We start from the raw sequence: 22,590 nt of genomic DNA on the forward strand, positions 1-22,590 counted from the left end.
CGCGCCACCTCTCGGATCGCGCAATGGCGAGGTTTGGAAGGCTAGGCGCGGCGCATGACGGTTATGTGACAGCGTCACACGAACCACCGGGGGAATAAAGGCATTTTCCCTCGACAGAGGGGTGTCACACCGATGTCACACAAGCTTTCTAGAGTCCGTCCAAGCCCGAAAAAGGGACTACTTCTTACTTCTAAAGGAAGCTTCATGAAAACGACGTTCAAATTTGCAACAGCCGGCCTGGTGGCCGCGGTGTTCTCCATTCCCGCCTTTGCACAAGACGTGACCGGCGCTGGTGCCAGCTTCCCGGCACCGCTGTACGCCAAGTGGGCCTCTGACTTCAACAAGGCCACCGGCGTCAAGATCAACTACCAGTCGGTCGGCTCGGGCGCCGGCATCAAGCAGATCGAAGCCAAGACCGTCGACTTCGGCGCTTCGGACGCTCCCCTGAAGGACGACGAACTGCAGGCCAAGGGCCTGATGCAGTTCCCCACCGTCATCGGTGGCGTGATTCCCGTGGTCAACATCCAGGGCATCAAGCCCGGCGAGCTGAAGCTCAACGGCCAGGTTCTGGGCGACATCTACCTCGGCAAGATCACCAAGTGGAACGACCCCGCCATCAAGGCACTGAACGGTTCGCTGGCCCTGCCTGACGCCGCCATCGCCCCGGTTCGCCGTGCCGACGGTTCGGGCACCAGCTTCCTGTTCACCAACTACCTGAGCAAGGTCAACGCCGAGTGGAAGACCAAGGTCGGCGAAGGCACGGCCGTGAACTGGCCCACCGGCGCGGGCGGCAAGGGCAACGAAGGCGTCGCCGCTTTCGTGAACCGCCTGCCCAACTCGATCGGCTACGTCGAGTACGCCTACGTGAAGCAGAACAAGATGACGTACGCCCAACTGCAGAACGCCGCCGGCACCTTCGTGTCGCCCGACGACTCGGCATTCAAGGCCGCCGCCGCTGGTGCTGAATGGAGCAAGAGCTTCTACCAGGTGCTGACCAACCAGGCCGGCAAGGACGCATGGCCCATCACCGGCGCCACCTTCATCCTGATGCACAAGGTGCAGGACAAGCCCGCCAACGCGACTACCGTGCTCAAGTTCTTCGACTGGGCCTACAAGAGCGGCGACAAGACGGCCGATGATCTCGACTACGTGCCGATGCCTGACGCCGTGAAGGCCACCATCGCCAAGGCATGGGGTGATGTGAAGGATGCGTCGGGCAAGGCCGTCGCGTTCAAGTAACTCTACCCATCAGTCCAGGACGGCGCGCCCATGAGCAATTCTTCGCTCCAGGACGCGCCGCTTTCGTCTTTGCCGGAGCGACCAGTGTCATCCACCTTTCCCGCCGCCACCACCTCTCTCGACCTCGCGGCCGAGCGCGGTCGTGCTACTGCACCCCCGCCGCCCGTGAAGGCTCCGCGCTCCGGCCCGATGGCTGACCGGCTGTTCGGCTGGGCCGCCAAGGGCGCCGCGCTGCTGACGCTCGCGATGCTCATCGGCATCCTGTTGTCGCTGGTTGTCGGCGCCTGGCCCGCCATTTCGAAGTACGGCCTCGGCTTTCTCACGAGCAGCGTGTGGGATCCGGTCAAGGAGGAGTACGGCGGCCTGGTCATGATCTACGGCACGCTGGCCACTTCGATCATCGCGCTGGTGATCGCGGTGCCGGTGAGCTTCGGCATTGCGCTCTTCCTGACGGAACTCTCGCCCAACTGGCTCAAGCGCCCGCTGGGCACGGCCATTGAACTGCTGGCGGCGGTGCCTTCCATCGTCTACGGCATGTGGGGCCTGCTGGTGTTCGGCCCGATCCTTTCCACCTGGGTGCAGCAGCCGCTGCAGAAGCTGCTCAGCGGCGTGCCGTACCTCGGCGCGCTGGTGTCTGGCCCGCCCGTGGGCATCGGTATCCTGTCGGCCGGCATCATCCTCGCGATCATGATCATTCCGTTCATCGCTTCGGTGATGCGCGACGTGTTCGAAGTGACGCCGCCGCTGCTGAAAGAGTCGGCCTACGGCCTCGGCTCCACCACCTGGGAAGTCGTTTCCAAGGTCGTGCTGCCTTACACCAAGGCCGGCGTGATCGGCGGCATCATGCTCGGCCTCGGCCGGGCGCTGGGTGAAACGATGGCGGTCACGTTCGTGATCGGCAACATGAACCAGCTCAACTCCCTTTCCGTGTTCGAGGCTGCCAACAGCATCACCTCGGCACTCGCCAACGAATTCGCCGAAGCCGGCGCGGGCCTGCATCAGGCCGCGCTGATGTACCTCGGCCTCGTGCTGTTCTTCATCACCTTCGTCGTGCTGTCGCTCTCCAAGATGCTGCTGGCCAAGATGAAGAAGAGCGAAGGAACCAAATCGTGAGCACCGCCCAGAATCTTCTCGCGGCCAAGGCATTGGCCGAAACGCGCCAGGCCAAGTTTGCCTCGCGCAACCGCGTCAACAAGATCGCGCTCACGCTGTCGCTCGCCGCGATGGCCTTCGGCGTGTTCTGGCTGGTCTGGATCCTTTGGGAAACGTTGCGTCAGGGCGTGGGCGGCCTCGCCCTCGCCACCTTCACCGAAATGACGCCGCCGCCAAACGAGGCGGGCGGTATCGCGAATGCGATCTTCGGCTCGTTCGTGATGGTGATGCTGGCCACCTGCGTGGGTACGCCCATCGGCATCATGGCCGGCATCTATCTGGCCGAATACAACCCCAAGGGCTGGCTCGCCTCGGTCACGCGCTTCGTCAACGACATCCTGTTGTCGGCGCCGTCGATCGTGATCGGCCTGTTCGTGTATGCCGTGGTGGTGGCCTATTTCAAGACCTTCTCGGGTCTGGCCGGTGCGATTGCACTGGCGCTGATCGTGATTCCGGTCGTGATCCGCACCACCGAGAACATGCTGCAGCTGGTGCCGCCTGGCCTGCGCGAAGCGGCCTACGCGCTCGGCACGCCGAAGTGGAAGGTCATCCTCAGCATCACGCTGCGCGCTGCCCGCGCCGGCGTGGTCACCGGTGTGCTGCTGGCCGTGGCTCGCATCGCCGGCGAGACCGCGCCGCTGCTCTTCACCGCACTGAACAATCAGTTCTGGACCGCTGACGTGAGCCAGCCAATGGCCAGCCTGCCGGTCACGATCTTCAAGTTCGCGATGAGCCCGTACGAGAACTGGCAACAGCTGGCATGGGCCGGCGTGTTCCTGATCACTGTCGCCGTGCTCGCCCTCAACATCCTGGCGCGGGTCCTGACGCGCAACAAACACTGAACCCAGCAGAAGAAGACAACATGCCAAATACCGTTGCACAACCGTCGCGCTCGAAGATCTCGGTCAAGGACCTGAATTTCTACTACGGCAAGTTCCACGCGCTCAAGGGCATCAACCTCGAGATTCCCGAGAACAAGGTCACGGCCTTCATCGGCCCGTCGGGCTGCGGCAAGTCGACCCTGCTGCGCACCTTCAACCGCATGTTCGAGCTATATCCGGAGCAGCGCGCCGAAGGCACCATCGCCCTCGATGGCGAGAACCTGCTCACGTCGAAGCAAGACGTGGCACTGATTCGCGCCAAGGTCGGCATGGTGTTCCAGAAGCCCACGCCGTTCCCGATGTCGATCTACGACAACATCGCCTTTGGCGTGAAGCTGTTCGAGAACCTCTCGGCCAGTGAAATGGACGACCGCGTTGAATGGGCCCTGAAGAAGGCCGCGCTGTGGACCGAAGTGCGCGACAAGCTGCAGCAAAGCGGCTCGGGCCTCTCCGGCGGGCAGCAGCAGCGCCTGTGCATTGCGCGCGGCATCGCGATCAAGCCCGAAGTGCTGCTGCTCGACGAACCCTGCTCGGCGCTCGACCCGATCTCGACCGCGAAGATCGAGGAACTGATCGCCGAACTCAAGAATGAGTACACGGTGGTCATCGTGACGCATAACATGCAGCAGGCCGCCCGCTGCAGCGACTACACCGCCTACATGTACCTCGGCGATCTGATCGAGTTCGGCGCCACCGAGCAGATGTTCTTCAAGCCGCAGCGCAAGGAGACCGAGGACTACATCACCGGCCGCTTCGGTTGAAGTCAAAGGAGACAACATGACCGAGAAACACCTTTCCAGCCAGTTCGACAGCGAACTCAACGGCGTCTCGTCGCGCGTGATGGAGCTCGGCGGCATGGTCGAGTCGCAGATTCACCAGGCCGTGTACGCGCTGCTGCAGTTCGACGTCGAAGCGGCCGACCGCGTGATGGAGACCGAGCAGCGCGTCAACGCGATGGAAATCGACATCGACCGCGAGCTGTCTTCGATCATTGCGCGCCGCCAGCCCACGGCGCGCGACCTGCGCCTGCTGATCGCCATCAGCAAGACCACCGCCAACCTCGAGCGCGTGGGTGACGAGGCCAACAAGATTGCGCGCATGGTCAAGTCGATCATCGAGAGCGGTTCGGCCCGGCAATTGCCCACGACCGAACTGCGTATCGCGGCCGACCTGGCCTCGGGCCTGCTGCGCAAGGCGCTCGACGCATTCGCGCGGCTCGACACCTCCGCAGCGTTGTCCATCCTCAAGGACGACGACCTGATCGACAAGGAGTTCGACGGTTTCGTGCGCAAGCTGGTCACCTACATGATGGAAGACCCGCGCACGATCTCCGCCAGCCTGGACCTGCTGTTCCTGGCAAAGGCCATCGAACGCATTGGCGACCACGCCAAGAACATCGCCGAATTCATCATCTACATCGTCAAGGGCGCCGATGTGCGGCACACTTCGATGCAGGAAATCGAGTCCGCGCTGCAGTAACAACAGCGGCAAGACTCCCAAGAAAGCATGAAGAAACCCCGTGTCCTTATCGTCGAAGACGAGTCCTCGATCGCCGAGCTGATCGCCGTCAACCTGCGCCACAACGGCTTCGAGCCGATCTGGTCGGAAGATGGTGCTGCGGCCCAGCGTGAGATCGACGCCTTCCTGCCGGATCTGATCCTGCTCGACTGGATGCTGCCCGGCCAAAGTGGCCTGCAGCTCGCGCGCCAGTGGCGCAAGGACCCGCGCACCAAGGCCATCCCGATCCTGATGCTGACCGCGCGCGGCGACGAACCCGACAAGGTTGCTGGCCTCGACGCAGGCGCCGACGACTACATCACCAAGCCGTTCTCGACCCAGGAAATGCTGGCTCGCATCCGTGCGGTGCTGCGCCGCCGGGCACCGGAAGTGGTCACGGAGCGCGTCGAGATCGGCGAACTCGCACTCGACACCTCCACGCACCGCGTGACCTGGCAGGGCGGTGCCCTGAAGGTCGGGCCGACCGAGTTCAAGCTGCTGGCCTATCTGATGCAGCATGCCGAGCGTGTGCACAGCCGTGCTCAGCTGCTCGACAAGGTATGGGGCGACCACGTCTACATCGAAGAGCGCACGGTCGACGTGCACGTCAAGCGCCTGCGCGAATCGCTGGGTGCGGCTGCGCCGATGGTCGAAACCGTCCGCGGAGCGGGCTACCGCCTGACCGCCCAAGTCACGGTTTGACCGCCGTGGCACCCTTTGGCCGCGGGCGCGGATAATCGCCCGCCATGCCTTTTCGAATTGCTACATTTTTAATAGCGTCCCTCTTAATAGGAGCGGGCGCTATCGTCATTTTTGGATGGAAGTTCGGGTGGCTGGGCGCCTGGCTGGGTGCGGTACTCTGGCTGGGGCTCGATGCCTGGCGCGCCGAGCGGCTGATGCGGGTGTTGCGCAACGATGCCGCCGGCCTGCCGTCGCGCGGGTCCGGCGTGTGGGGTGAGTTGTCCGAGCGCATCCGCAAGCTGCTGCGCGACCGCGAGCAGCAGACCCGGCAGGCCGAAGACCGGCTGCAGGAATTCCTCGCCGCCATCCAGGCGTCGCCCAATGGCGTGGTGCTGCTCGACGAGCAGGGCCGCATTGAATGGTGCAACCAGACGGCGGCCAGCCAGTTCGGTATCGACGCGGAACGCGATCTGGCACAGCACCTCGCCAACCTCGTGCGCGATCCGGCTTTCGTGGCCTACCTCGCGTCCTGGAACTACAGCCGCGACGTGGTCATCGACGCCTCCGGACTCGGCCATGGGCATCAGCGCGGTCATCCGGTGCGGTTGTCGGTGCAGGTGCATCCCTATGCCGGCAATCGCCGCATGCTGCTGACGCGTGACATCACGGCGCTGGAGCAGGCCGAGGCGATGCGGCGCGATTTCGTGGCCAACGTGTCGCATGAAATCCGCACGCCGCTGACGGTGCTGGCGGGCTTCGTCGAGACGCTGCAGAACCTGCCGCTCGATGCGGAGGAGCGCACGCGCTATCTGTCGCTGATGGGGCAGCAATCGCACCGCATGGAGACGCTGGTGAACGACCTGCTGACGCTGTCGCGGCTGGAGGGCAGCGCGGCACCTTCGGGCAACCAGTGGATCCGCACTCGTGCGTTGCTCGCACAGTGCGAAGACGAGGGGCGAGGGCTGTCGGGTCGTCTGACGCCACAGGGGCATCGACTGTCGTTCACGGTCGACGCGGAGTCTGAGCTGTCGGGCGCGCCGACCGAACTGCAGAGCGCGATGTCGAACCTGCTGAGCAACGCCATCCGCTACACGCCCGGCGGCGGCGAGGTGGCCGTGAGCTGGCGGACACTGCCCGACGGGCGCGGCGAATACGCCGTGAAGGACACCGGCCCCGGCATCGCCGCTGAGCACATTCCGCGGTTGACCGAGCGCTTCTACCGCATCGACCGCAGCCGCTCGCGCGAGACTGGGGGCACGGGACTGGGACTGGCGATCGTCAAGCACATCGCCCAGCGGCACGGTGCCGAACTGCGTATCGAAAGCACGGTGGGCAAGGGCTCCCGCTTTGCTCTGTTGTTTCCGGCAGCGCGCGTGCGGGAAGCGCGAGTGCTGGCCAAGTAGGCGTGGCTTATCTCGCGCGCTGGCGCATCGTCCAGCGCAGCAGTGCACCGAACAGCAGGGCCGTCAGGGCCAGTGCGGCGGCGCTCATGATCCAGAACGCCAGCGGTGACTGCATGGCCGCCCAGGGGCCCAGACCGTGGTACGCGAGCAGATAGCTTCCGCCAAGGCCCAGTCCCCACAACATCGCGCAATAGATCACCAGCGGCGCCAGCGTGACCCGGTAGCACCGCAGCACGAACACGCAGAAGGTCTGCACCGCATCCGCGAAGTGATACAGGGCAACGGCCAGCAGCAGTGCGCCGGCCATCGCGATCACGGCCGGGTTGTCGGAATACACGTTGGCGAGCTCGTAGCGCAGCACGGCCATGGCGGTGGCATAGAACAGTGCACACAGCGCCGTCAGTTCGAAGCCCAGGCGGCAAGCGTGGCGAGCCTTGGCTGCGTCCCCGGCGCCGAGCCAGAAGCTTACGCGCGCGCTGGTCGCGATGGCCAGCGACAGTGGGGTCATGTAGGCCACGGCCAGCAGGTTCGACGCGATCTGGTGCGCCGCCGCGGCTGCGGTGCCGAGGCGTGCGATGAACAAGGCCATCAGCGTGAACGAGGTCACTTCGACCAGTACCGCCAGGCCGCCTGGCACGCCGAGCCGCGCGAACTTGCGGATCTGCTGCCAGTCGGGCGCCTCAAGGCGCTTCCAGAGCCCGTAGTCGCGGTAGAACGGACGGTTGCGCAGCAGCCAGATGGCGCAGCCGAGCATCGCCCAGTTCACGCACAGCGTGGCCCAGCCGCAGCCCACGAGGCCCATGGCCGGCAGGCCCGCGCCGCCGAAAGTGAACCAGATCGACAACGGCAGCTTCACGACCAGCGAGCCCAACTGCAGCCACGTCACGAGTTGGGGCCTGCCCAGGCTCTGGTTGAGCGTGCTGAACAGGCGGAAGAGCAGAGCCGGCGCCAGCGCAAAGGCCAGCACCGCGAGATAGGCTTCGACTTCGCCGCGCATTTCCGGCGGCACCTGGGTCCATCGCAGGGCTGCGCCCGGCAGCAGCAGGATCGTCATGCCGACCACAACGGCAATCGCGGCGAGGTATAGCGATTGCCGCACCGAGCGGCCCACCTCGCCGCCGCGGCCGCCGCCATGTAGTTCGGCCCAGACCGGCAGCAGAGCTTGCAGCACGCCCATCAGCGAGACGTATACGCTGACGAAGATGGCGGCGCCGACCGAGAGGGCGGCCAGCGCGTGCTCGGAGTAGCGGCCCGCGATGATGGTGTCGGTCACGCCGAAAGCCATCACGGCCAGCTGGCCCACGAGCACCGTGCCCGCGTGCCGCGCGATCAGAGCCCGTTCGCTCCTCACTGCGGCGTGATCTTCTGGTAGAGCAAGAGGTCGTCGGCCGCGCTGCTGGGGCGGCGCAGCGTGCCGGCAAAGCGCCACTGGTCGAAGGGAATGATGGTGTGCAGGCGCTCGATGGTTTCGGGGCTTGCGAGCAGCCACGGGCAGTCAGTGCCCAGCAGCAGCGGCTGCACGTTGAAGTTGCCGTGGTGGCGCAGCGCCGCAATGTGCGGACGGCTCAGCGCGAGCTCGGCGATGCAGCTCGGCTGGCCGACGCGTTCAGCCACGGCGCGCACTTGCGGCGCGAAGCTGCGTGCGTAGTCGATGGGCGGAAGCCACAGCGTCATCAGCAGCATCCAGCACAGTGCCGTGCCGCCGGCTGGCAGCACCAGAGTCTTCCAGAGCGCAGCGCGGTGCCGCCCCGTGCGCCAGCGCACCAGCCAGCACCAGGCGATGGTCGCAGCCACGGCGAGCGCCACGGCAATGGGAGAGAGCTCGGGCACGAAGCCGGGCACCAGTCGCGTGACGCTGGCGGCCGGCTTGGGTGGAACGCCGGTCTGCATGGCGATCCAGTAGATCCAGCCCAGCACGGCGAGGCCGCTGAAGAACAGCACGTTGAACCAGTCGATCAGAGCTGCAGCGCTGCGCCGGAAGGTGGGCAGGGCGAATGCGGCGAGCGTGGCGAAGGCGGGCAGAGCCAGCAGCAGCGAACGGTCGGAGTAGTCGGTGGTCCAGGTGGCGGCCAGCGGCACCAGCGCGAACCAGAAGGGCAGCGCGACGTGGCGCGACGTGAGCTGGCGCCGCCAGCGCCACAGCGTCCAGATGGCGAGCGGCCAGACCGGCCAGGTGAACCACAGCAGCAGCTTTGCCTGGCTGCGCACGTCGCCGATCAGCGAACCGCCGACCACGGTGATCTTCCATGTCGGCAGCTTCAGGCTGAACACGAGCACCGCCGCCAGCACCGTGATGCCGATCATCGTGAGGAGGGCACCTCGTGTGTAGCCGGGGCCGTTGTCTTCGTTGTTGTCGGCGTTTTCGCGTTTGGACTGCGCGGCGAGCCGGCGTTCATACGCGATGTACAGCGCGCTGCCGATGGCCAGCGCGAGCCCGACGGTGGGCGCGCCGCTCAGCGTAATGCCGATGGTGCCCACGGTCAGCGCGATCACCGGGCCGGTGCGGCGGTAGGGCAGTGCGGCCACGCCATAGAACAGGTGCGAGGCGAAGAACAGCTGCGCCAGTGCGGGGGTGGTCTCGTGGCCGAGTTGGGCGAGGCCGAGGCAGGCGATCAGCGCCAGCAGGCCGCCGTCGGCGATGGCGCGTGCGTAGTCGGTCGGCCGGGCCTCGCCGCCGAAGGCAAAAGCCACGGGCTGGGCGCGCGCCGTGCGGGCCAGGTAGTACACGGCGTACCAGGTGGCGGTGAAGGCGCCCCAGAGGAGGAACGCGAACGCAACGCGCACGGCCAAGTCGGGGTTCAGCCACGACGGGGCGATCTTGATGGCCAGGGCGCCGATCCAGTAAGGGATCAGGGCGGGTGTTTCCGGGCGCAGGCCCAGCAGCATGGGGTCGAACCAGCGTGCGATGCCTTCGGTGCTGCGAGCCAGTTCGGACATGTAGCCGAAGGCCGTGATGTCGGCGCTCTTCCAGGGACCCCGGCCAACCAGGCCCGGCAGCAGGTAGGCCGCGCACAGCAGAAGCAATGCGATGCGCGGCAGCCGGCGCACGGCGCTCTGGGCAACGATCGCGGGAGTGGGCAGGTTCAAGTGGCGGAAAAAGGCAGGATTCAGAAAGAAAAAGGGCAGCGCGGTAAACCGGGCTGCCCTCGACGCAAAAGCGCGTGCCTTACTTCGAAGCAGCGCCGGTGGTCTTGCCGAAGCGGTTGCGGAACTTCTCGACGCGGCCGCCCATGTTGTCGACCGACTTCTGCGTGCCGGTGTAGAACGGGTGCGATTCGCTCGTGGTGTCGAGCTTGAACAGCGGCAGTTCGCGACCGTCGTCGGTCTTGCCCATTTCCTTGGTGTTCGCGCACGAACGGGTCACGAACTTGAAGCCGTTCGACATGTCGACGAACAGAACTTCGCGGTAATTCGGGTGGATGCCTTCTTTTGCCATGGTCTTTCCTTTTGCGCTGTTGGAATCAATGCGCGGTCGATGCGAGAGCCACGTGCCGGACGAAGCTGCCCAGCCGCACTTTTCGCGGAGCCCATGATTATCGCATACTGCCCCATTTCCGAGCAAACCGGGCCTCCCCCATGACCTCTGCGCTTCTTCGTGTCGGCCTCGTTGGCTATGGTTTTGCCGGCCAGACCTTCCACGCGCCCGTGCTTTCGGCCGTTCCGGGGCTCGAATTGGCGGCTGTGGCTAGTTCGCAGCCGCACAGGGTGCACGCCGACTGGCCCGGTGTTGCCGTGGTGCCGGACGTAGCGACGCTCGTGGCCCGCTCCGACATCGACCTGGTTGTGGTGGCAACGCCCAACGCCCAGCACTATCCGGTCGCCAGAGCGGCGCTGGAGGCCGGCAAGCACGTGGTAGTGGACAAGCCTTTCACGCTCGATGTGGCCGAGGCGAGGGCGCTTGAATTGTTGTCTAAGCGCAACAATCGTGTCCTGGCGGTCTACCAGAACCGGCGTTTCGATGCCGATTTCCTGACCCTCAAGGATGTTCTGGCGTCCGGTGAGCTGGGCCGCCCGGTGTACCTGGAGTCGCATTTCGACCGCTTCCGGCCCCAGGTAAAGGAGCGCTGGCGCGAGCAGGCCGTGCCGGGTTCGGGCCTTTGGGTGGACCTTGGTGCTCATCTGGTCGACCAGGTGGTGCAACTGTTCGGCCGGCCTGACACGGTTCAGCTCGACACTGCGGTCCTGCGCGATGGCGCCGTGGTCGAGGACTACTTTCATGCCGTGCTGCGGTACGACAGTGGGCCGCACGCGCCGCTGCGCGTGGTGCTGCATTCGACGACGCTGGCGGCGCATGCGGCACCGCGCTACATCGTCCACGGCACGCGCGGCAGCTACGTCAAGTACGGCGTCGATACGCAGGAAGATGCGCTGCGCGCCGGGCAGCGGCCGCCGTCCGAAGGGTGGGGCGCAGATCCGCTCGATGGCGAGCTCACGCTGATTGGCAGTGATGGAGCATCCAGCAAGCGCAACATTCCCACCCGCGCCGGCAACTATGTCGACTACTACGTCGCTGTGCGCGACGCCATCCTCGGCCGCGGCTCGAACCCCGTGCCGCCCGAGCAGGCTGTCGCACTGATGGAACTGCTTGACCTCGGCCGCCAGAGCGCCCTCGAAGGCCGCGCCCTGCATGCAGGGCGCCCATGAAAAAAGCGCGTTGACCCGTTAGGGCCAACGCGCTTTTGCGGGAGAGCGTGATGCTCAGCCGCCGCGACGCATCATGTCGAAGAACTCGACATTGGTCTTCGTCGCCTTCATGTTCTTGAGCATCAGCTCCATCGACTCGATCTCGTCCATGTTGTACATGAGCTGACGCAGGATGCGGGTCTTCTGCAAGATCTCGGGCGCCAGCAGCAGTTCTTCGCGGCGCGTGCCGCTGCGATTGAGCTGGATCGAGGGGAACACGCGCTTTTCGTACAGGCGGCGGTCGAGGTGGATTTCGGAGTTGCCGGTGCCCTTGAACTCTTCGAAGATCACTTCGTCCATGCGGCTGCCGGTATCGATCAGCGCGGTGCCGATGATGGTCAGCGAGCCGCCTTCTTCCACGTTCCGCGCGGCGCCCAGGAAGCGCTTGGGGCGCTGCAGCGCGTTGGAATCGACACCGCCCGTCAGCACCTTGCCCGACGAGGGCACGACGTTGTTGTAGGCGCGGGCCAGGCGGGTGATCGAGTCGAGCAGGATCACCACGTCCTTCTTGAGTTCGACCAGGCGCTTGGCGCGCTCGATCACCATTTCGGCGACGTGCACGTGGCGCGCAGCGGGCTCGTCGAAGGTCGAAGCAATGACTTCACCCTTCACCGTGCGCTGCATTTCGGTCACTTCTTCAGGGCGCTCGTCGACGAGCAGCACCATCATGTGAACGTCGGGGTAGTTGGCACTGATCGCGTGGGCGATGTGCTGCATCATCACCGTCTTGCCGCTCTTGGGCGGCGCCACGAGCAGGGCGCGCTGGCCTTTGCCGATGGGGGCGATGATGTCGATGATGCGGCCCGTGATGTTCTCTTCGCCCTTGACGCCGTCGCGTTCCAGCTTCATCTGCTCCTTGGGGAACAGCGGCGTCAGGTTTTCGAACATCACCTTGTGCTTGTTCTGCTCCGGCGGGCCGTCGTTGACCTTGTCGAGCTTGGTCAGTGCGAAGTAGCGCTCGCCGTCCTTGGGCGTGCGCACTTCGCCTTCGATCATGTCGCCGGTGTGCAGGTTGAAGCGACGCACCTGGCTGGGCGAGATGTAGATGTCGTCCGTGCTGGCCGTGAAGCTGGTGTCGGGGCTGCGCAGGAAGCCGAAGCCGTCGGGCAGTATTTCGAGCACACCGTCGGCGAAGACCTGCTCGCCGGCTTTTGCGCGCTTCTTGATGATCGCGAACATCAGCTCCTGCTTGCGCATGCGGCCGACGTTTTCGATCTCAAGCGCTTCAGCCTGCTTGAGGACTTCAGACACGTGGAGTGCCTTGAGTTCGTTTAAGTGCATGGAATGACCCCTCGCGGGGTAATCGAACGGAAAACGGGGGGAGGTTGGGTGTGAAGCGAGAACTGCCTCACCAACCGGGGAACTCGAACCGGTTGCCTGAATGAAAGGGCCGGTGATCTGTGGGAGATTATGACAGGAAAAACGCGCCGGCCAACGCATTGCGCGCTGGCCGGTTGAAATGTCGCTTAAGCGAGTTGCTGGTCGATGAAGGCCGTGAGTTGCGCCTTGCTCATGGCGCCGACCTTGGTGGCGGCCAGCTGGCCGTCCTTGAACAGCATCAGCGTGGGGATGCCGCGAATGCCGAACTTGGCGGGGATGTCGCGGTTCTCGTCCACGTTCAGCTTGGCGATCTGCAGCTTGCCTTCGTAGGTGGCCGACACTTCGTCCAGGATGGGGGCGATCATCTTGCAGGGGCCGCACCATTCGGCCCAGTAGTCGACCAGCACGGGCTGGCTGGACTTGAGCACGTCGGCCTCGAAGGAGGAATCGGAGATGTGTTTGATGAGTTCGCTGGCCATGTGATGGATCCTTGTGCGCAGAGAGTTTCGGTGCAGCTAAAGTGCTGGTCATTGTGACAGAAACCAAGGGGTGGCGTGCCTTGCAGGGCCGCTATGGCGGCGATAGCCAAAGCCCTTGCGTGTCACGTCCACGCGCTCTCCAACCCCTCGATAGAACATGAACGAAGGCCACCCCGTCCAGGCCCTGTGGTGCGATCCCGCCGACGGCGTCGTCGCGCGGATCGTCCGCGCGCTCGCCGAGCGCCAGCTGCATGCCGCCCGTACCGTGGTGCTGGTGCCCTATGCGCAGCTGATGGGCGTGGCGCGCGCCATGTGGGCGCGATGTGGCAGCCCCGGCTTCGTGCCGCGCTTCGAAACCACCCACAACTGGGCCCGCAGCGCGGGCGGTTTCGTGCCGACCGGCTACGACATCGCGCATGACATGGCGCGCGACCTTGTCACGGCCCAGGCGCTGCTGTCGCAGGCCGGTTTCAACGCCGAGCGCTTCGCCTTGGCCGGCCGCGTCGTCGAACTGGCGTATCAACTGGCGCCCCTCGCCGCTGCCGTGACGCCCGAGGAGCGGGGCGGCGAATGGGCGCAGCACGCGGCGAGCGTGGCCGAGGCGGGCAGCGAATCGGAGTGGTTCCGCATAGAAAGCGCGCTGATCCGCATCGCCGTCGCGTGGACCTCGACCTCGGGCTACGCAACCGACGTGCTCCGGCGCGACAGCACCCGCGCGCAGGTCGATGCGCTGATCGTGCTCGAGGGCTTCCAGACCGATCCGCTCACGCAATCTCTCTGCAAGCTGTGGGGCGACCATGCCCTTCATCTCTCGCTCGTGCCCTCCGGTGTGCTGGCGCAACCCTGTGCCTCGCACGTCGCCCTCGACCCCGAAGACGAGGCAGAACTCGCCGCCGCCTGCGTGCTGCGCCACCTCGCCGAAGACCGCGCACCGGTCGCCCTGGTCGCGACCGACCGTGCCCTCACGCGCCGCATCAGCGCCCAGTTGAGCGCGCAAGGCGTCGTCACGCACGACGAAACCGGCTGGAAGCTCTCGACCACGCGCGCCGCCGCCACGCTGATGAGCGCGCTGCGCGCCTGCGCCCACGACGCCGCCAGCGACCAGGTGCTCGAATGGCTCAAGAGCGGCGTCGACGGTGACGCACCGACCGTACAGCTGCTCGAAGCACGTCTGCGCCGTGAAGGCCAGCGCGACTGGTCGGCGTGGTGTGCATTCATGGCACGCAGCGAGAAACCACAAGACGCCACGCTGCTGTCCTTCACCGAGGCCATCGAAGAGCGCCGAGCGCCCATGACCCGCTCGCGCCCCTTGGCCGAATGGCTGCACGCGCTGCGCGAACTGCTGGAGGCCAGCGGCCAATGGGCGTTGCTCGACGAAGACCTCGCCGGCGGCAAAGTGATCGGCGCCCTGTGGCTCGATGCCGGCGCGCACGGCGACGACGACGAATTCCCCGGTGGCCGTCACACGCTGGCCGAATTCACCGCCTGGGTCCGCGACGTGCTGGAAGACGCGAGCTTCGTGCCCCCCGCTGGCGACCAGGCGCCGAAGGTCGTGGTGCTGCCGCTATACCAACTGCTGGGCCGCGCGTTCGGCGCGGTGGTCATTCCCGGTTGCGACGACCGCCGCCTACCCGCATCGCCCGAGCCGCCCGGCAACTGGAGCGCGGCGCAGCGCCTCGAACTGGGCCTGCCGTCGCGCGAAACGCTCGAAGCTGCACAGCGTGCGGCCTGGGCTGCGGCCTTGCACAACCCGTCGTGCGAGTTGATCTGGCGCCAATCTGATGCCAGCGGCGAGCCGGTGCGGCCCAGCCCACTCGTACAGGCGCTGCAGCTCGACCACGCGCTGCAGCCATCGGCCGACCCGCGCACGCCGCGCGAGGTGGCAGTGCAGCCAACAAAGTATCCGACCCCCTCGGGCGCGCTCCTGCCGCTGGAGAACATCTCCACCAGCGTGTACGAAGACCTGCGGCGCTGCCCCTACCGTTTTTTCGCGCTGCGGCAACTGGGCCTGCGCAGCGCAGACGAACTCGACGCCGAGATCGACAAGCGCGACTTCGGCAACTGGTTGCATGCCGTGCTCGGCCACTTCCACGAGGCGCTGGCCGCAACCCCGACGCAGGATGCGCAGGAACGCACCGCCCTCATCGAAGAGGCGGCCCGGCGGTCGATGCACGAGCTCAGCCTCTCCGAGGCCGAGTTCCTGCCTTTCGCTGCGGCATGGCCCGCAGTGCGCGACGGCTATCTCGGCTGGCTCACCGGGCACGAGGCGGCCGGAGCCGTCTTCGCCGAAGCCGAGCCGTGGAAAGAGCAGCCGCTGGGCAACCTGCGGCTGATCGGCCGGCTCGACCGCATCGACCGCATGCCCGACGGCCAAGCCTTCGTGATCGACTACAAGACCGAGTCGGCAGCCGTCAGCAAGGAGCGCGTGAAAGACCCGACCGAAGACACGCAGCTGGCCTTCTACGCCGCGCTGGTGGCCGACGACACCTTGCGCGCGGCCTACGTCAACGTGGGCGAGAAATCCTCCGGCACGCAGACCGTCGAGCAGCCTGCCGTCGTGGAAGCCAGGGACGCACTGGTGGCCGGCATCATCCATGACTTCACGCGCATCGCGCAGGGTGCGGCGCTACCGCCACTGGGGGAGGGCGCTGTCTGCGACTACTGCGCGGCCCGCGGCCTCTGCCGCAAGGACTTCTGGGAGGCGTCGAAATGAACGGCGCAGCCTACGAGCACAACGGCCAGCACGTCACGCGCGAGGCCTTCTACACCGTCGCATGCGACCCGCGCCGCTCGGTTGCCGTCGAGGCCTGCGCCGGCGCAGGCAAGACCTGGATGCTGGTGTCGCGCATCCTGCGTGCGCTGCTCGAAGAGGGCGAATCCGCCTGCGAGCCGCACGAGATCCTGGCCATCACCTTCACGAAGAAGGCGGCCGGTGAAATGCGCGAGCGGCTCGACCAGTGGCTCGAAGACTTCGCCGAACGAACACCGGAAGAGCTGGTCAGCCAGCTCGTGATGCGCGGCGTCGAGCCTGCAGCCGCGCTGGCTGCCGTGCCGCGCCTGAAAGGCCTCTACCGACGCTTGCTCGAAGGCGGCCGGCCGGTGCAGTTCCGCACCTTCCACGCCTGGTTCGCGGGTCTGCTGCGCAACGCGCCGCTCGCGGTGCTGCGCGAGCTGGGCCTGCCCTCGAACTACGAACTGCTCGAAGACGACGCCGAGGCGCGCGGGCACACATGGCGGCCATTCTTCGAGGCCGTGACCGCCGACAAGAACGCGCTGGCCGACTACTACGCCGTCGTCGCCACGCACGGCCGCTCGCAGACGGCCAAGGCCTTGAGCGAGGCGCTGTCGAAGCGTGTCGAATTCTCTCTGGCCGATGCAGAGAACGCCGTGCTGCATTTCAGCGTGTTCTATCCATCGCTCGAGGGCCTGGCTGACCCGACCGAGGCCTTGCGGGGCGAGCAGGTTCGCCAGCGTTGGCTCGACCGCGCCGCTGCGCTCGGCCGCGAGAGCAACAAGACGCCGCAGAAGGCGGCCGAAGCCATCATCGACGTGTTCGGCACGGGCGAACCCTCCGGCGATTCGCTGGCTGCCGCGCTCGCGCACCTGCGCAAGAACTTCTTCGTGGCGACCGAGGACCGCCTCAACAAGAATCTGCAGAAATTCCCTGCCGCGCAAGAGGCCGAGGTCGAGCTGCAGGTGCTTTGCGGCGCACAGGCCCAACACGCCGCATGGCTCTACCAGCAGCGCATGACACGGCTCACACGCATCCTGATCGCGGCCTTTGCCGATGTGAAGCGTGCCCACGGCTGGGTCGACATGAACGACGTCGAGCAGGCTGCGCAGCTTCTGCTCGGCCAGTCGGCCCTGTCGGGCTGGGTGCAGGAGCGGCTCGATGCGCGCATCGCGCACCTGCTGATCGACGAGTTCCAGGACACCAACCCGCTGCAATGGCAGGCGCTCTACGGCTGGCTCAGCGCGTACACGGGCGCTCAGGGCCGCGCGCCGCGCGTGTTCATCGTGGGCGACCCGAAGCAGAGCATCTACCGCTTCCGTCGGGCCGAGCCGCAGGTGTTTATCGCCGCCAAGAAGTTCGTGCGCGAAGGGCTCGACGGCGAGCTGCTGAACTGTGACCACACCCACCGCAATGCGCGAGCCGTGGTCGGGCTGGTCAACGCAGCGATGCTGGCCGCGCAGGAGGCCGGCGAGTTCGACGGCTACCGCGCCCACACTACCGAGCGCGGCGACGAAGGCGAACTGCTCAAGCTGCCGGCCATCGACCGTGATGCGCTCGGCGATACGGCCGAAGCAGCGCCGGCCGACGACGGCATGCTCCACTGGCGCGACAGCCTCGTCACGCCGCGCGTGCTGCCCGAAGAGCAATTGCTGCAGAAAGAATGCGAACAGGCCGCGCAATGGGTGGCGCAGCGCATCGCCGACGGCACGCCGCCGCGGCAGATCATGGTTCTGGCGCGCAGGCGCAGCCGGCTCTCGGCCATGCAGGACGCGCTGCGCCAGCGCCACATCCCCGTGCAGCAGCCCGAGAAAAACGACCTGCACGACGCGCCCGAAGTGCAGGACGTGGTCGCGCTGATCGACGCGCTGGTGTCGCCCGCGCACGATCTTTCGCTGGCGCGGGCGCTGAAGTCGCCGGTGTTCGGCATCGACGACGAGGCGCTGGTCCAGCTCGCGCTGCGCCAGCGCGAGCGCGGCGCGGTGAGCTGGTTCGCGTTGATCCAGAAGGACGAGAGCCTGCCGCCAGCGTTGATCGAAGTGGGCCCGAAGCTCAAGAAATGGCAGCGCTGGCTGATGACTCTGCCGCCCCACGACGCGCTCGACGCGATCTTTCACGACGGCGACCTGCTCGCGAAATTCGGCGCCGCGGTTCCGGCCGCGATGCGCCAGAGCGCGCTGGCCAATCTGCGCGGCGTGTTGTCCGCGTCGCTCGACATCGATGGCGCGCGTTTCGCCACGCCGTATGCACTGGTGCGCGCGCTGCGTGCGGGCGGCGTTCGCGCCCCGACAGTAGCAGCGCCCGATGCGGTGCAATTGCTGACCGTGCACGGCGCGAAGGGGCTGGAAGCCGACACCGTGCTCATGCTCGATTGCGACGCGCCGCCACCGCGCGCCCAGACCATGGGCGTGCTCGTCGAATGGAAGGGCAGCGACAGCGCACCGACGCGCTTCGTGTTCCTCGCAAGCGAGAAGACGCCGCCGGCCTGCGCCGCAACGCTGCTCGAAGAAGAGCAACGCGCGCGCCACCGCGAAGAACTCAATGGCCTTTATGTGGCCACCACGCGGGCGCGCGAGCGGCTGGTGCTGTCGTCGGTGCGTCCGGCGCGTGCCAACGAAGGCAGCTGGTGGACGCGGCTGGAGCCCCTGTGCGAGCCCACCGAGGCCGACGAGCCGCTGGTCGCGCTGCCGACCGAGACCGGCGCGGCCAGCTTCTCGATGAAGCACATGCCGGTAGCGCCTGCACCCACCGAACAACCGTCTGCAAAGAAGGCTGCCAACACCACGATCGATGTACGAGCCGCCGCTTTCGGCCAGGCCATGCACCGGCTGCTCGAATGGGCGGTGCCGGGCGAGCCGTTGCCAGCGGCCCACGTGCGTGCCGCAGCCCGCGAATTCATGCTCGACGCCCAGCAGGCACGCGGTGCCGCCGCGCTGGCCCAGCGCATCCGCGCGGGCGAAGGGGCGTGGGTGTGGGACGATCGCAGGGTCGACTGGCATGGCAACGAAGTCACGCTGGTGCATGAAGGCGAAACCTTGCGCATCGACCGTCTGGTGCGCGAGCGCGACGGCGGCGCCTGGTGGATCCTCGACTACAAATCCGCGGCGCGCCCCGAACGGGACGCCGCGCTGATCGCACAGATGCAGCGCTACCGCGCGGCAGTGCAACATGCCTATCCCGGTGCCACGGTGCGCGTCGCGTTCCTCACCGGGCAGGGCGAACTGGTAAATCTCGAATGACTGTTTCCCCTACCGTCGCCGTCATCGGCGGCGGACCTGCCGGCCTGATGGCGGCTGAAGTCTTGAGCGCCTCCGGTGCGCAAGTGCACGTCTATGACGCGATGCCTTCGGTGGGCCGCAAGTTTTTGCTGGCCGGCCGCGGCGGGCTGAATCTCACGCATTCGGAGCCCTCCGATGTGTTCATGAGCCGCTTCGGCGAGCGCCGCGCGCAGCTGGAGCCGATGCTTGCGCAGTTCGGGCCGCAGCAGGTGCGCGAATGGGCGACCGGCCTTGGAATCGAAACCTTTGTCGGCACGTCGGGGCGTGTGTTTCCGACCGACATGAAGGCCGCGCCGTTGCTGCGTGCGTGGCTGCATCGGCTGCGTGCGGCGGGTGTGCAGTTTCATATGCGGCATCGCTGGGTGGGCGATGGGCCGTTCGATGCGGCGGCGTTGCGATTCGTCACTCCGGTCGGCGAGGTCACGGCGAAGGCCGACGCCGTGGTGCTGGCGCTGGGCGGCGCAAGCTGGGCGCGCCTCGGCTCCGACGGCGCGTGGGCGCCATGGCTGCAGGCGCAGGGCGTGGAGGTGGCGCCGCTGCTGCCAGCCAACTCCGGCTTCGACGGTGCGGGCTGGAGCGAGCATTTCTCCAGCCGTTTTGCGGGGCAGCCCTTCAAATCGGTCGCGATTTCTTTTACCGACAGCCAGGGGCGGCACTTTGCGCGCAAGGGCGAGTTCGTTGCCACGGCCACGGGGATCGAAGGCAGCTTGATCTACGCGGCGTCTGCGTTACTTCGCGATGAAATTGCCACGAAAGGGAGCGCGACGCTGCTGCTGGACCTGCTGCCCGACCGCAGCGCCGAGCAGGTCCTGGCCGCGGTCACGCATCCGCGCGGCGCTCGCTCGCTCAGCAGCCACCTCAAGAGCCGGCTCGGGCTAGAAGGCATCAAGGCCGGCGTGCTGCACGAGGCATTGAGCCGCGAAGCGATGCAGGATGCGGCGCAATTGGCGCCGACGATCAAGGCAGTGCCTTTGAAGCTCGTCGCGACGCGGCCGGTCGACGAGGCGATCAGCACGGCAGGCGGCGTGCGCTTCGACGCGCTGGATGCGCAGTTGATGGCGAACGCACTGCCCGGCGTGTTCGCGGCAGGGGAGATGCTCGATTGGGAAGCGCCGACTGGTGGCTACTTGCTGACGGCGTCGATGGCCAGTGGCGCTGCGGCAGCACGCGGCGCGATCCAGCGGCTGGGCCTGTGAAGGCCTCGCGCCGTTGGAATTTCTGTCGCTGAGAGTTTTTGCAAGCCTCGTTTCATTTCGCACGGAATGAAACGAAGCCGCTGAAGAGGTTGACGAGCCTTACGTTTTCGCGAGGCGCCCCAGAGGGGAATCGCGATTATGCGCTCGTCAAAAGATCACACGAAGTACACACGTCTATCGAGGGGGCAGATCTTGAGCCGGCGGCGATGAAGGTTTAGGCGTATGAAGTGATCTGGACGGGTGGTCAGTCGCTCTGATCAGCCCATCTACATCAATCAGTCATTTGCCTATTAATTCAACAACGGTCTTGCCCAGTTCAAACAGGCTTTGCACTTTACTGGCGCCATCGACCACAGTGTTAACCTTCGACCAGAGGCTATCGAGCTTTGCCACCTCTGGTCGATCAGAGAAGTCGTCGCCGCCAACATCCGGGTCGTTCTTGGCGTGCAGGAGTTCACCGGCTGCAGTCCAGGCGGCATCGCGAAGCGCTATCACCCCCATAACCGGATACTTGTCGAGCGCCTCGTGAATTAGATCGACGTGATGCTGAATGATTGCTCGTAGTCGGGGAGAGATGGCTGTGGTTTGCACAAGCACTTCAAGCTCGGCCATGGTGGTGCGTATTGCCACCAAGTCATCTTCAGAGATTGCCGCCTCTTCGTCCGGCAGGATTTCCGCACAGAACCCAAGGGAGGTAAGTACCTCAGAAGTCAGGTGGGCTTTGGCGAGCGGAGGCCACGCTGAGCCCAAACCGAGTGGCTGGATTGCGTTTTGAACTTGGGCCAATGCGGGCTCGTAGAGTTGTTCGCTGAAGGCGGCACGCTGCATGCCTTCGCGCACTGCAGTGACCTCGCCGTCAAGCCAGATGAGCCGCTGCATCACTGCGATCGCAGTCAGATAATTCTGCTCCGTGGGCACACCCAGTGCATGCGCCCAGGCTTGAAAGCAGTGGGGAGCGTTCGAATGCTTGGCTTCAAGCAGGATGGCTTTGAGGCGCGAAGCGGAATTAATGTGTTGTGGCATCGGTGTGCGAGCGGTTGGTCCGGCCGAACTTTACCGGCAAAAAACAGCTGTGGCCCTCAAGGCCCGCGTCTCGCGCATTTCAACCTGCGTTTGAGGGCACCGCATAAAGAATCAAGCGACTGATTTCCCTTTGCGGGCCGTATGCTGGTCAGGCCGCGAGTAGTCCAAGCTCGCGGAGCCGAATTGCTACTGCAGCAGGCGACATTCCAAACGTCGCAGCGAGCGACTTGAAGCGAGGACCGCCCAGCCACTCCGCCTTTGCAACCGCAATACCGAACTGCATAGAGCCGGGTGGCTCCGTCGCAAGCAGTCTTCCCTGTCGTCCAGCCAAGTAGAACGCGACGTTGTCGTCAAGGTACAAGGGGGCAGGTCCGAATCGGCACTCGAACGCTTCCAAAAAAAGCTTGCGCGGCGCAAGGAAGCAGGCGGCGAAGTAGTCGGCCTCTTGTTCCCACACCGGACGCGTCCGTCCGTTAGGTCCCGAGACAATCGGGAGGTCTCGGTGCGCCACCCCATCGCCTATTTCCGGATGCAGCAGCAAATGGCCGATCTCATGCGCACCTGTGAACCGCTGGACCTCAAATGGAAATTCGCTACTGACGGAGATGATCCCTCGTCCACGATCAAGTTGTCCTGCCGCCCGGAATCGTGAGTCCGCTGCAGCTATGGATGCGCGTGACTCGTACTCTACGCCGAGTACTCGCGCCGCAACGTCGGGCGAGAACATCCGCAGAAGTGGCGCCCCACTCGGGAACAAGATTTGTCGCTCGCTCCAAATGTCGAACTGGAGCAATCGTGCTTTCTTCTCGATTTGCAAATAGTCCATCGGGGGCCACCTTGGAGGCAGTCGGATTGAGGTGCACACTATACCTAGTGTGCAAAAGGCATACAAGCCACTAGATGTAGTGTTTTGGGCTTTTGGCTTCGCTTTCTGGTATTTGGGAAATGAGAAGCGTCTTCATGGAAAGAGAGTGGCGAAGCAACGCCTGAGGGCCAGCAGGCCCACCTGCATTAGCGGACGACGCAC

The 22,590-nt window shown here is 65.5% G+C and carries 18 protein-coding genes; 11 read left to right on the forward strand and 7 right to left on the reverse strand.

Going from position 1 to position 22,590, the window contains the following annotated elements:
• The first annotated feature begins 204 nt into the window (after positions 1–204).
• The 7 genes from pstS to phoR are packed head-to-tail and all read left to right on the forward strand — an operon-like array spanning position 205 to position 6,853.
• A complete protein-coding gene (pstS, locus tag ACZYSP_RS17580) occupies positions 205–1,239 on the forward strand; it encodes a phosphate ABC transporter substrate-binding protein PstS (RefSeq protein ID WP_093054315.1) in 1,035 nt (344 codons plus the stop codon).
• Positions 1,240–1,269: 30 nt separating this feature from the next.
• Entirely contained in the window at positions 1,270–2,352 is a 1,083-nt protein-coding gene (gene pstC, locus ACZYSP_RS17585; RefSeq protein WP_093054317.1) for a phosphate ABC transporter permease subunit PstC, read from the forward strand.
• Positions 2,349–3,233: a phosphate ABC transporter permease PstA gene (gene pstA / locus ACZYSP_RS17590; RefSeq protein ID WP_093075052.1), complete on the forward strand. Its 885-nt coding sequence runs from the start codon at positions 2,349–2,351 to the stop codon at positions 3,231–3,233. Before pstC ends, pstA begins: the two co-directional genes overlap by 4 nt.
• A gap of 20 nt (positions 3,234–3,253) precedes the next feature.
• On the forward strand, positions 3,254–4,033 hold the full coding sequence (gene pstB, locus ACZYSP_RS17595) for a phosphate ABC transporter ATP-binding protein PstB (RefSeq protein WP_021007056.1): 780 nt from the start codon (positions 3,254–3,256) through the stop codon (positions 4,031–4,033).
• Positions 4,034–4,049: 16 nt separating this feature from the next.
• Entirely contained in the window at positions 4,050–4,751 is a 702-nt protein-coding gene (gene phoU / locus ACZYSP_RS17600) for a phosphate signaling complex protein PhoU (protein ID WP_093054321.1), read from the forward strand.
• A gap of 27 nt (positions 4,752–4,778) precedes the next feature.
• Positions 4,779–5,471, forward strand: coding sequence for a phosphate regulon transcriptional regulator PhoB (phoB, locus tag ACZYSP_RS17605; RefSeq protein ID WP_007836652.1), 693 nt, complete (start codon positions 4,779–4,781; stop codon positions 5,469–5,471).
• A 44-nt stretch (positions 5,472–5,515) separates the two neighbouring features.
• Positions 5,516–6,853 (forward strand): phosphate regulon sensor histidine kinase PhoR, encoded by a 1,338-nt coding sequence (phoR, locus tag ACZYSP_RS17610; protein ID WP_176928775.1) that lies wholly within the window; start codon positions 5,516–5,518, stop codon positions 6,851–6,853.
• Positions 6,854–6,860: 7 nt separating this feature from the next.
• On the opposite strand, the gene ACZYSP_RS17615 is transcribed toward phoR, so the two are convergent.
• From ACZYSP_RS17615 to ACZYSP_RS17625, 3 genes are all read right to left on the reverse strand, one after another.
• Positions 6,861–8,204: an MATE family efflux transporter gene (locus tag ACZYSP_RS17615; RefSeq protein WP_489015559.1), complete on the reverse strand. Its 1,344-nt coding sequence runs from the start codon at positions 8,202–8,204 to the stop codon at positions 6,861–6,863.
• Positions 8,201–9,940 carry a hypothetical protein gene (locus tag ACZYSP_RS17620; protein WP_489015561.1) on the reverse strand — a complete coding sequence of 580 codons (1,740 nt, stop codon included), beginning with the start codon at positions 9,938–9,940 and terminating at the stop codon, positions 8,201–8,203. Before ACZYSP_RS17620 ends, ACZYSP_RS17615 begins: the two co-directional genes overlap by 4 nt.
• Before the next feature lie 79 nt (positions 9,941–10,019).
• On the reverse strand, positions 10,020–10,289 hold the full coding sequence (locus tag ACZYSP_RS17625; RefSeq protein ID WP_019653042.1) for a type B 50S ribosomal protein L31: 270 nt from the start codon (positions 10,287–10,289) through the stop codon (positions 10,020–10,022).
• A 140-nt stretch (positions 10,290–10,429) separates the two neighbouring features.
• Here ACZYSP_RS17625 and ACZYSP_RS17630 point away from each other — a divergent pair, with 140 nt between their 5' ends.
• On the forward strand, positions 10,430–11,497 hold the full coding sequence (locus ACZYSP_RS17630) for an oxidoreductase (protein ID WP_489015564.1): 1,068 nt from the start codon (positions 10,430–10,432) through the stop codon (positions 11,495–11,497).
• 54 nt (positions 11,498–11,551) lie between these two features.
• On the opposite strand, the gene rho is transcribed toward ACZYSP_RS17630, so the two are convergent.
• Both rho and trxA read right to left on the reverse strand, forming a co-directional pair.
• Complete coding sequence (gene rho, locus ACZYSP_RS17635; RefSeq protein WP_013540932.1) at positions 11,552–12,817, reverse strand: transcription termination factor Rho; 1,266 nt, start codon at positions 12,815–12,817, stop codon at positions 11,552–11,554.
• A gap of 185 nt (positions 12,818–13,002) precedes the next feature.
• Entirely contained in the window at positions 13,003–13,335 is a 333-nt protein-coding gene (gene trxA / locus ACZYSP_RS17640; RefSeq protein WP_042578306.1) for a thioredoxin TrxA, read from the reverse strand.
• A 157-nt stretch (positions 13,336–13,492) separates the two neighbouring features.
• Between trxA and ACZYSP_RS17645 the strand changes: the two genes are divergently transcribed.
• Genes ACZYSP_RS17645 through ACZYSP_RS17655 form a run of 3 tightly spaced genes read left to right on the forward strand, consistent with a single transcriptional unit; the run spans position 13,493 to position 20,540 of the window.
• Positions 13,493–16,048: a PD-(D/E)XK nuclease family protein gene (locus ACZYSP_RS17645; protein WP_489015567.1), complete on the forward strand. Its 2,556-nt coding sequence runs from the start codon at positions 13,493–13,495 to the stop codon at positions 16,046–16,048.
• Positions 16,045–19,305, forward strand: coding sequence for a UvrD-helicase domain-containing protein (locus ACZYSP_RS17650; protein ID WP_489015569.1), 3,261 nt, complete (start codon positions 16,045–16,047; stop codon positions 19,303–19,305). Before ACZYSP_RS17645 ends, ACZYSP_RS17650 begins: the two co-directional genes overlap by 4 nt.
• Positions 19,302–20,540 (forward strand): TIGR03862 family flavoprotein, encoded by a 1,239-nt coding sequence (locus tag ACZYSP_RS17655; RefSeq protein ID WP_489015571.1) that lies wholly within the window; start codon positions 19,302–19,304, stop codon positions 20,538–20,540. The genes ACZYSP_RS17650 and ACZYSP_RS17655 overlap by 4 nt, the downstream gene beginning before the upstream one ends.
• A gap of 279 nt (positions 20,541–20,819) precedes the next feature.
• Here ACZYSP_RS17655 and ACZYSP_RS17660 read toward each other — a convergent pair whose 3' ends face one another.
• Complete coding sequence (locus tag ACZYSP_RS17660; RefSeq protein ID WP_489015573.1) at positions 20,820–21,563, reverse strand: hypothetical protein; 744 nt, start codon at positions 21,561–21,563, stop codon at positions 20,820–20,822.
• A gap of 148 nt (positions 21,564–21,711) precedes the next feature.
• Positions 21,712–22,389, reverse strand: coding sequence for an ImmA/IrrE family metallo-endopeptidase (locus tag ACZYSP_RS17665; RefSeq protein WP_489015575.1), 678 nt, complete (start codon positions 22,387–22,389; stop codon positions 21,712–21,714).
• Positions 22,390–22,590: the final 201 nt, after the last annotated feature.

Source organism: Variovorax sp. F042 (assembly GCF_057814215.1).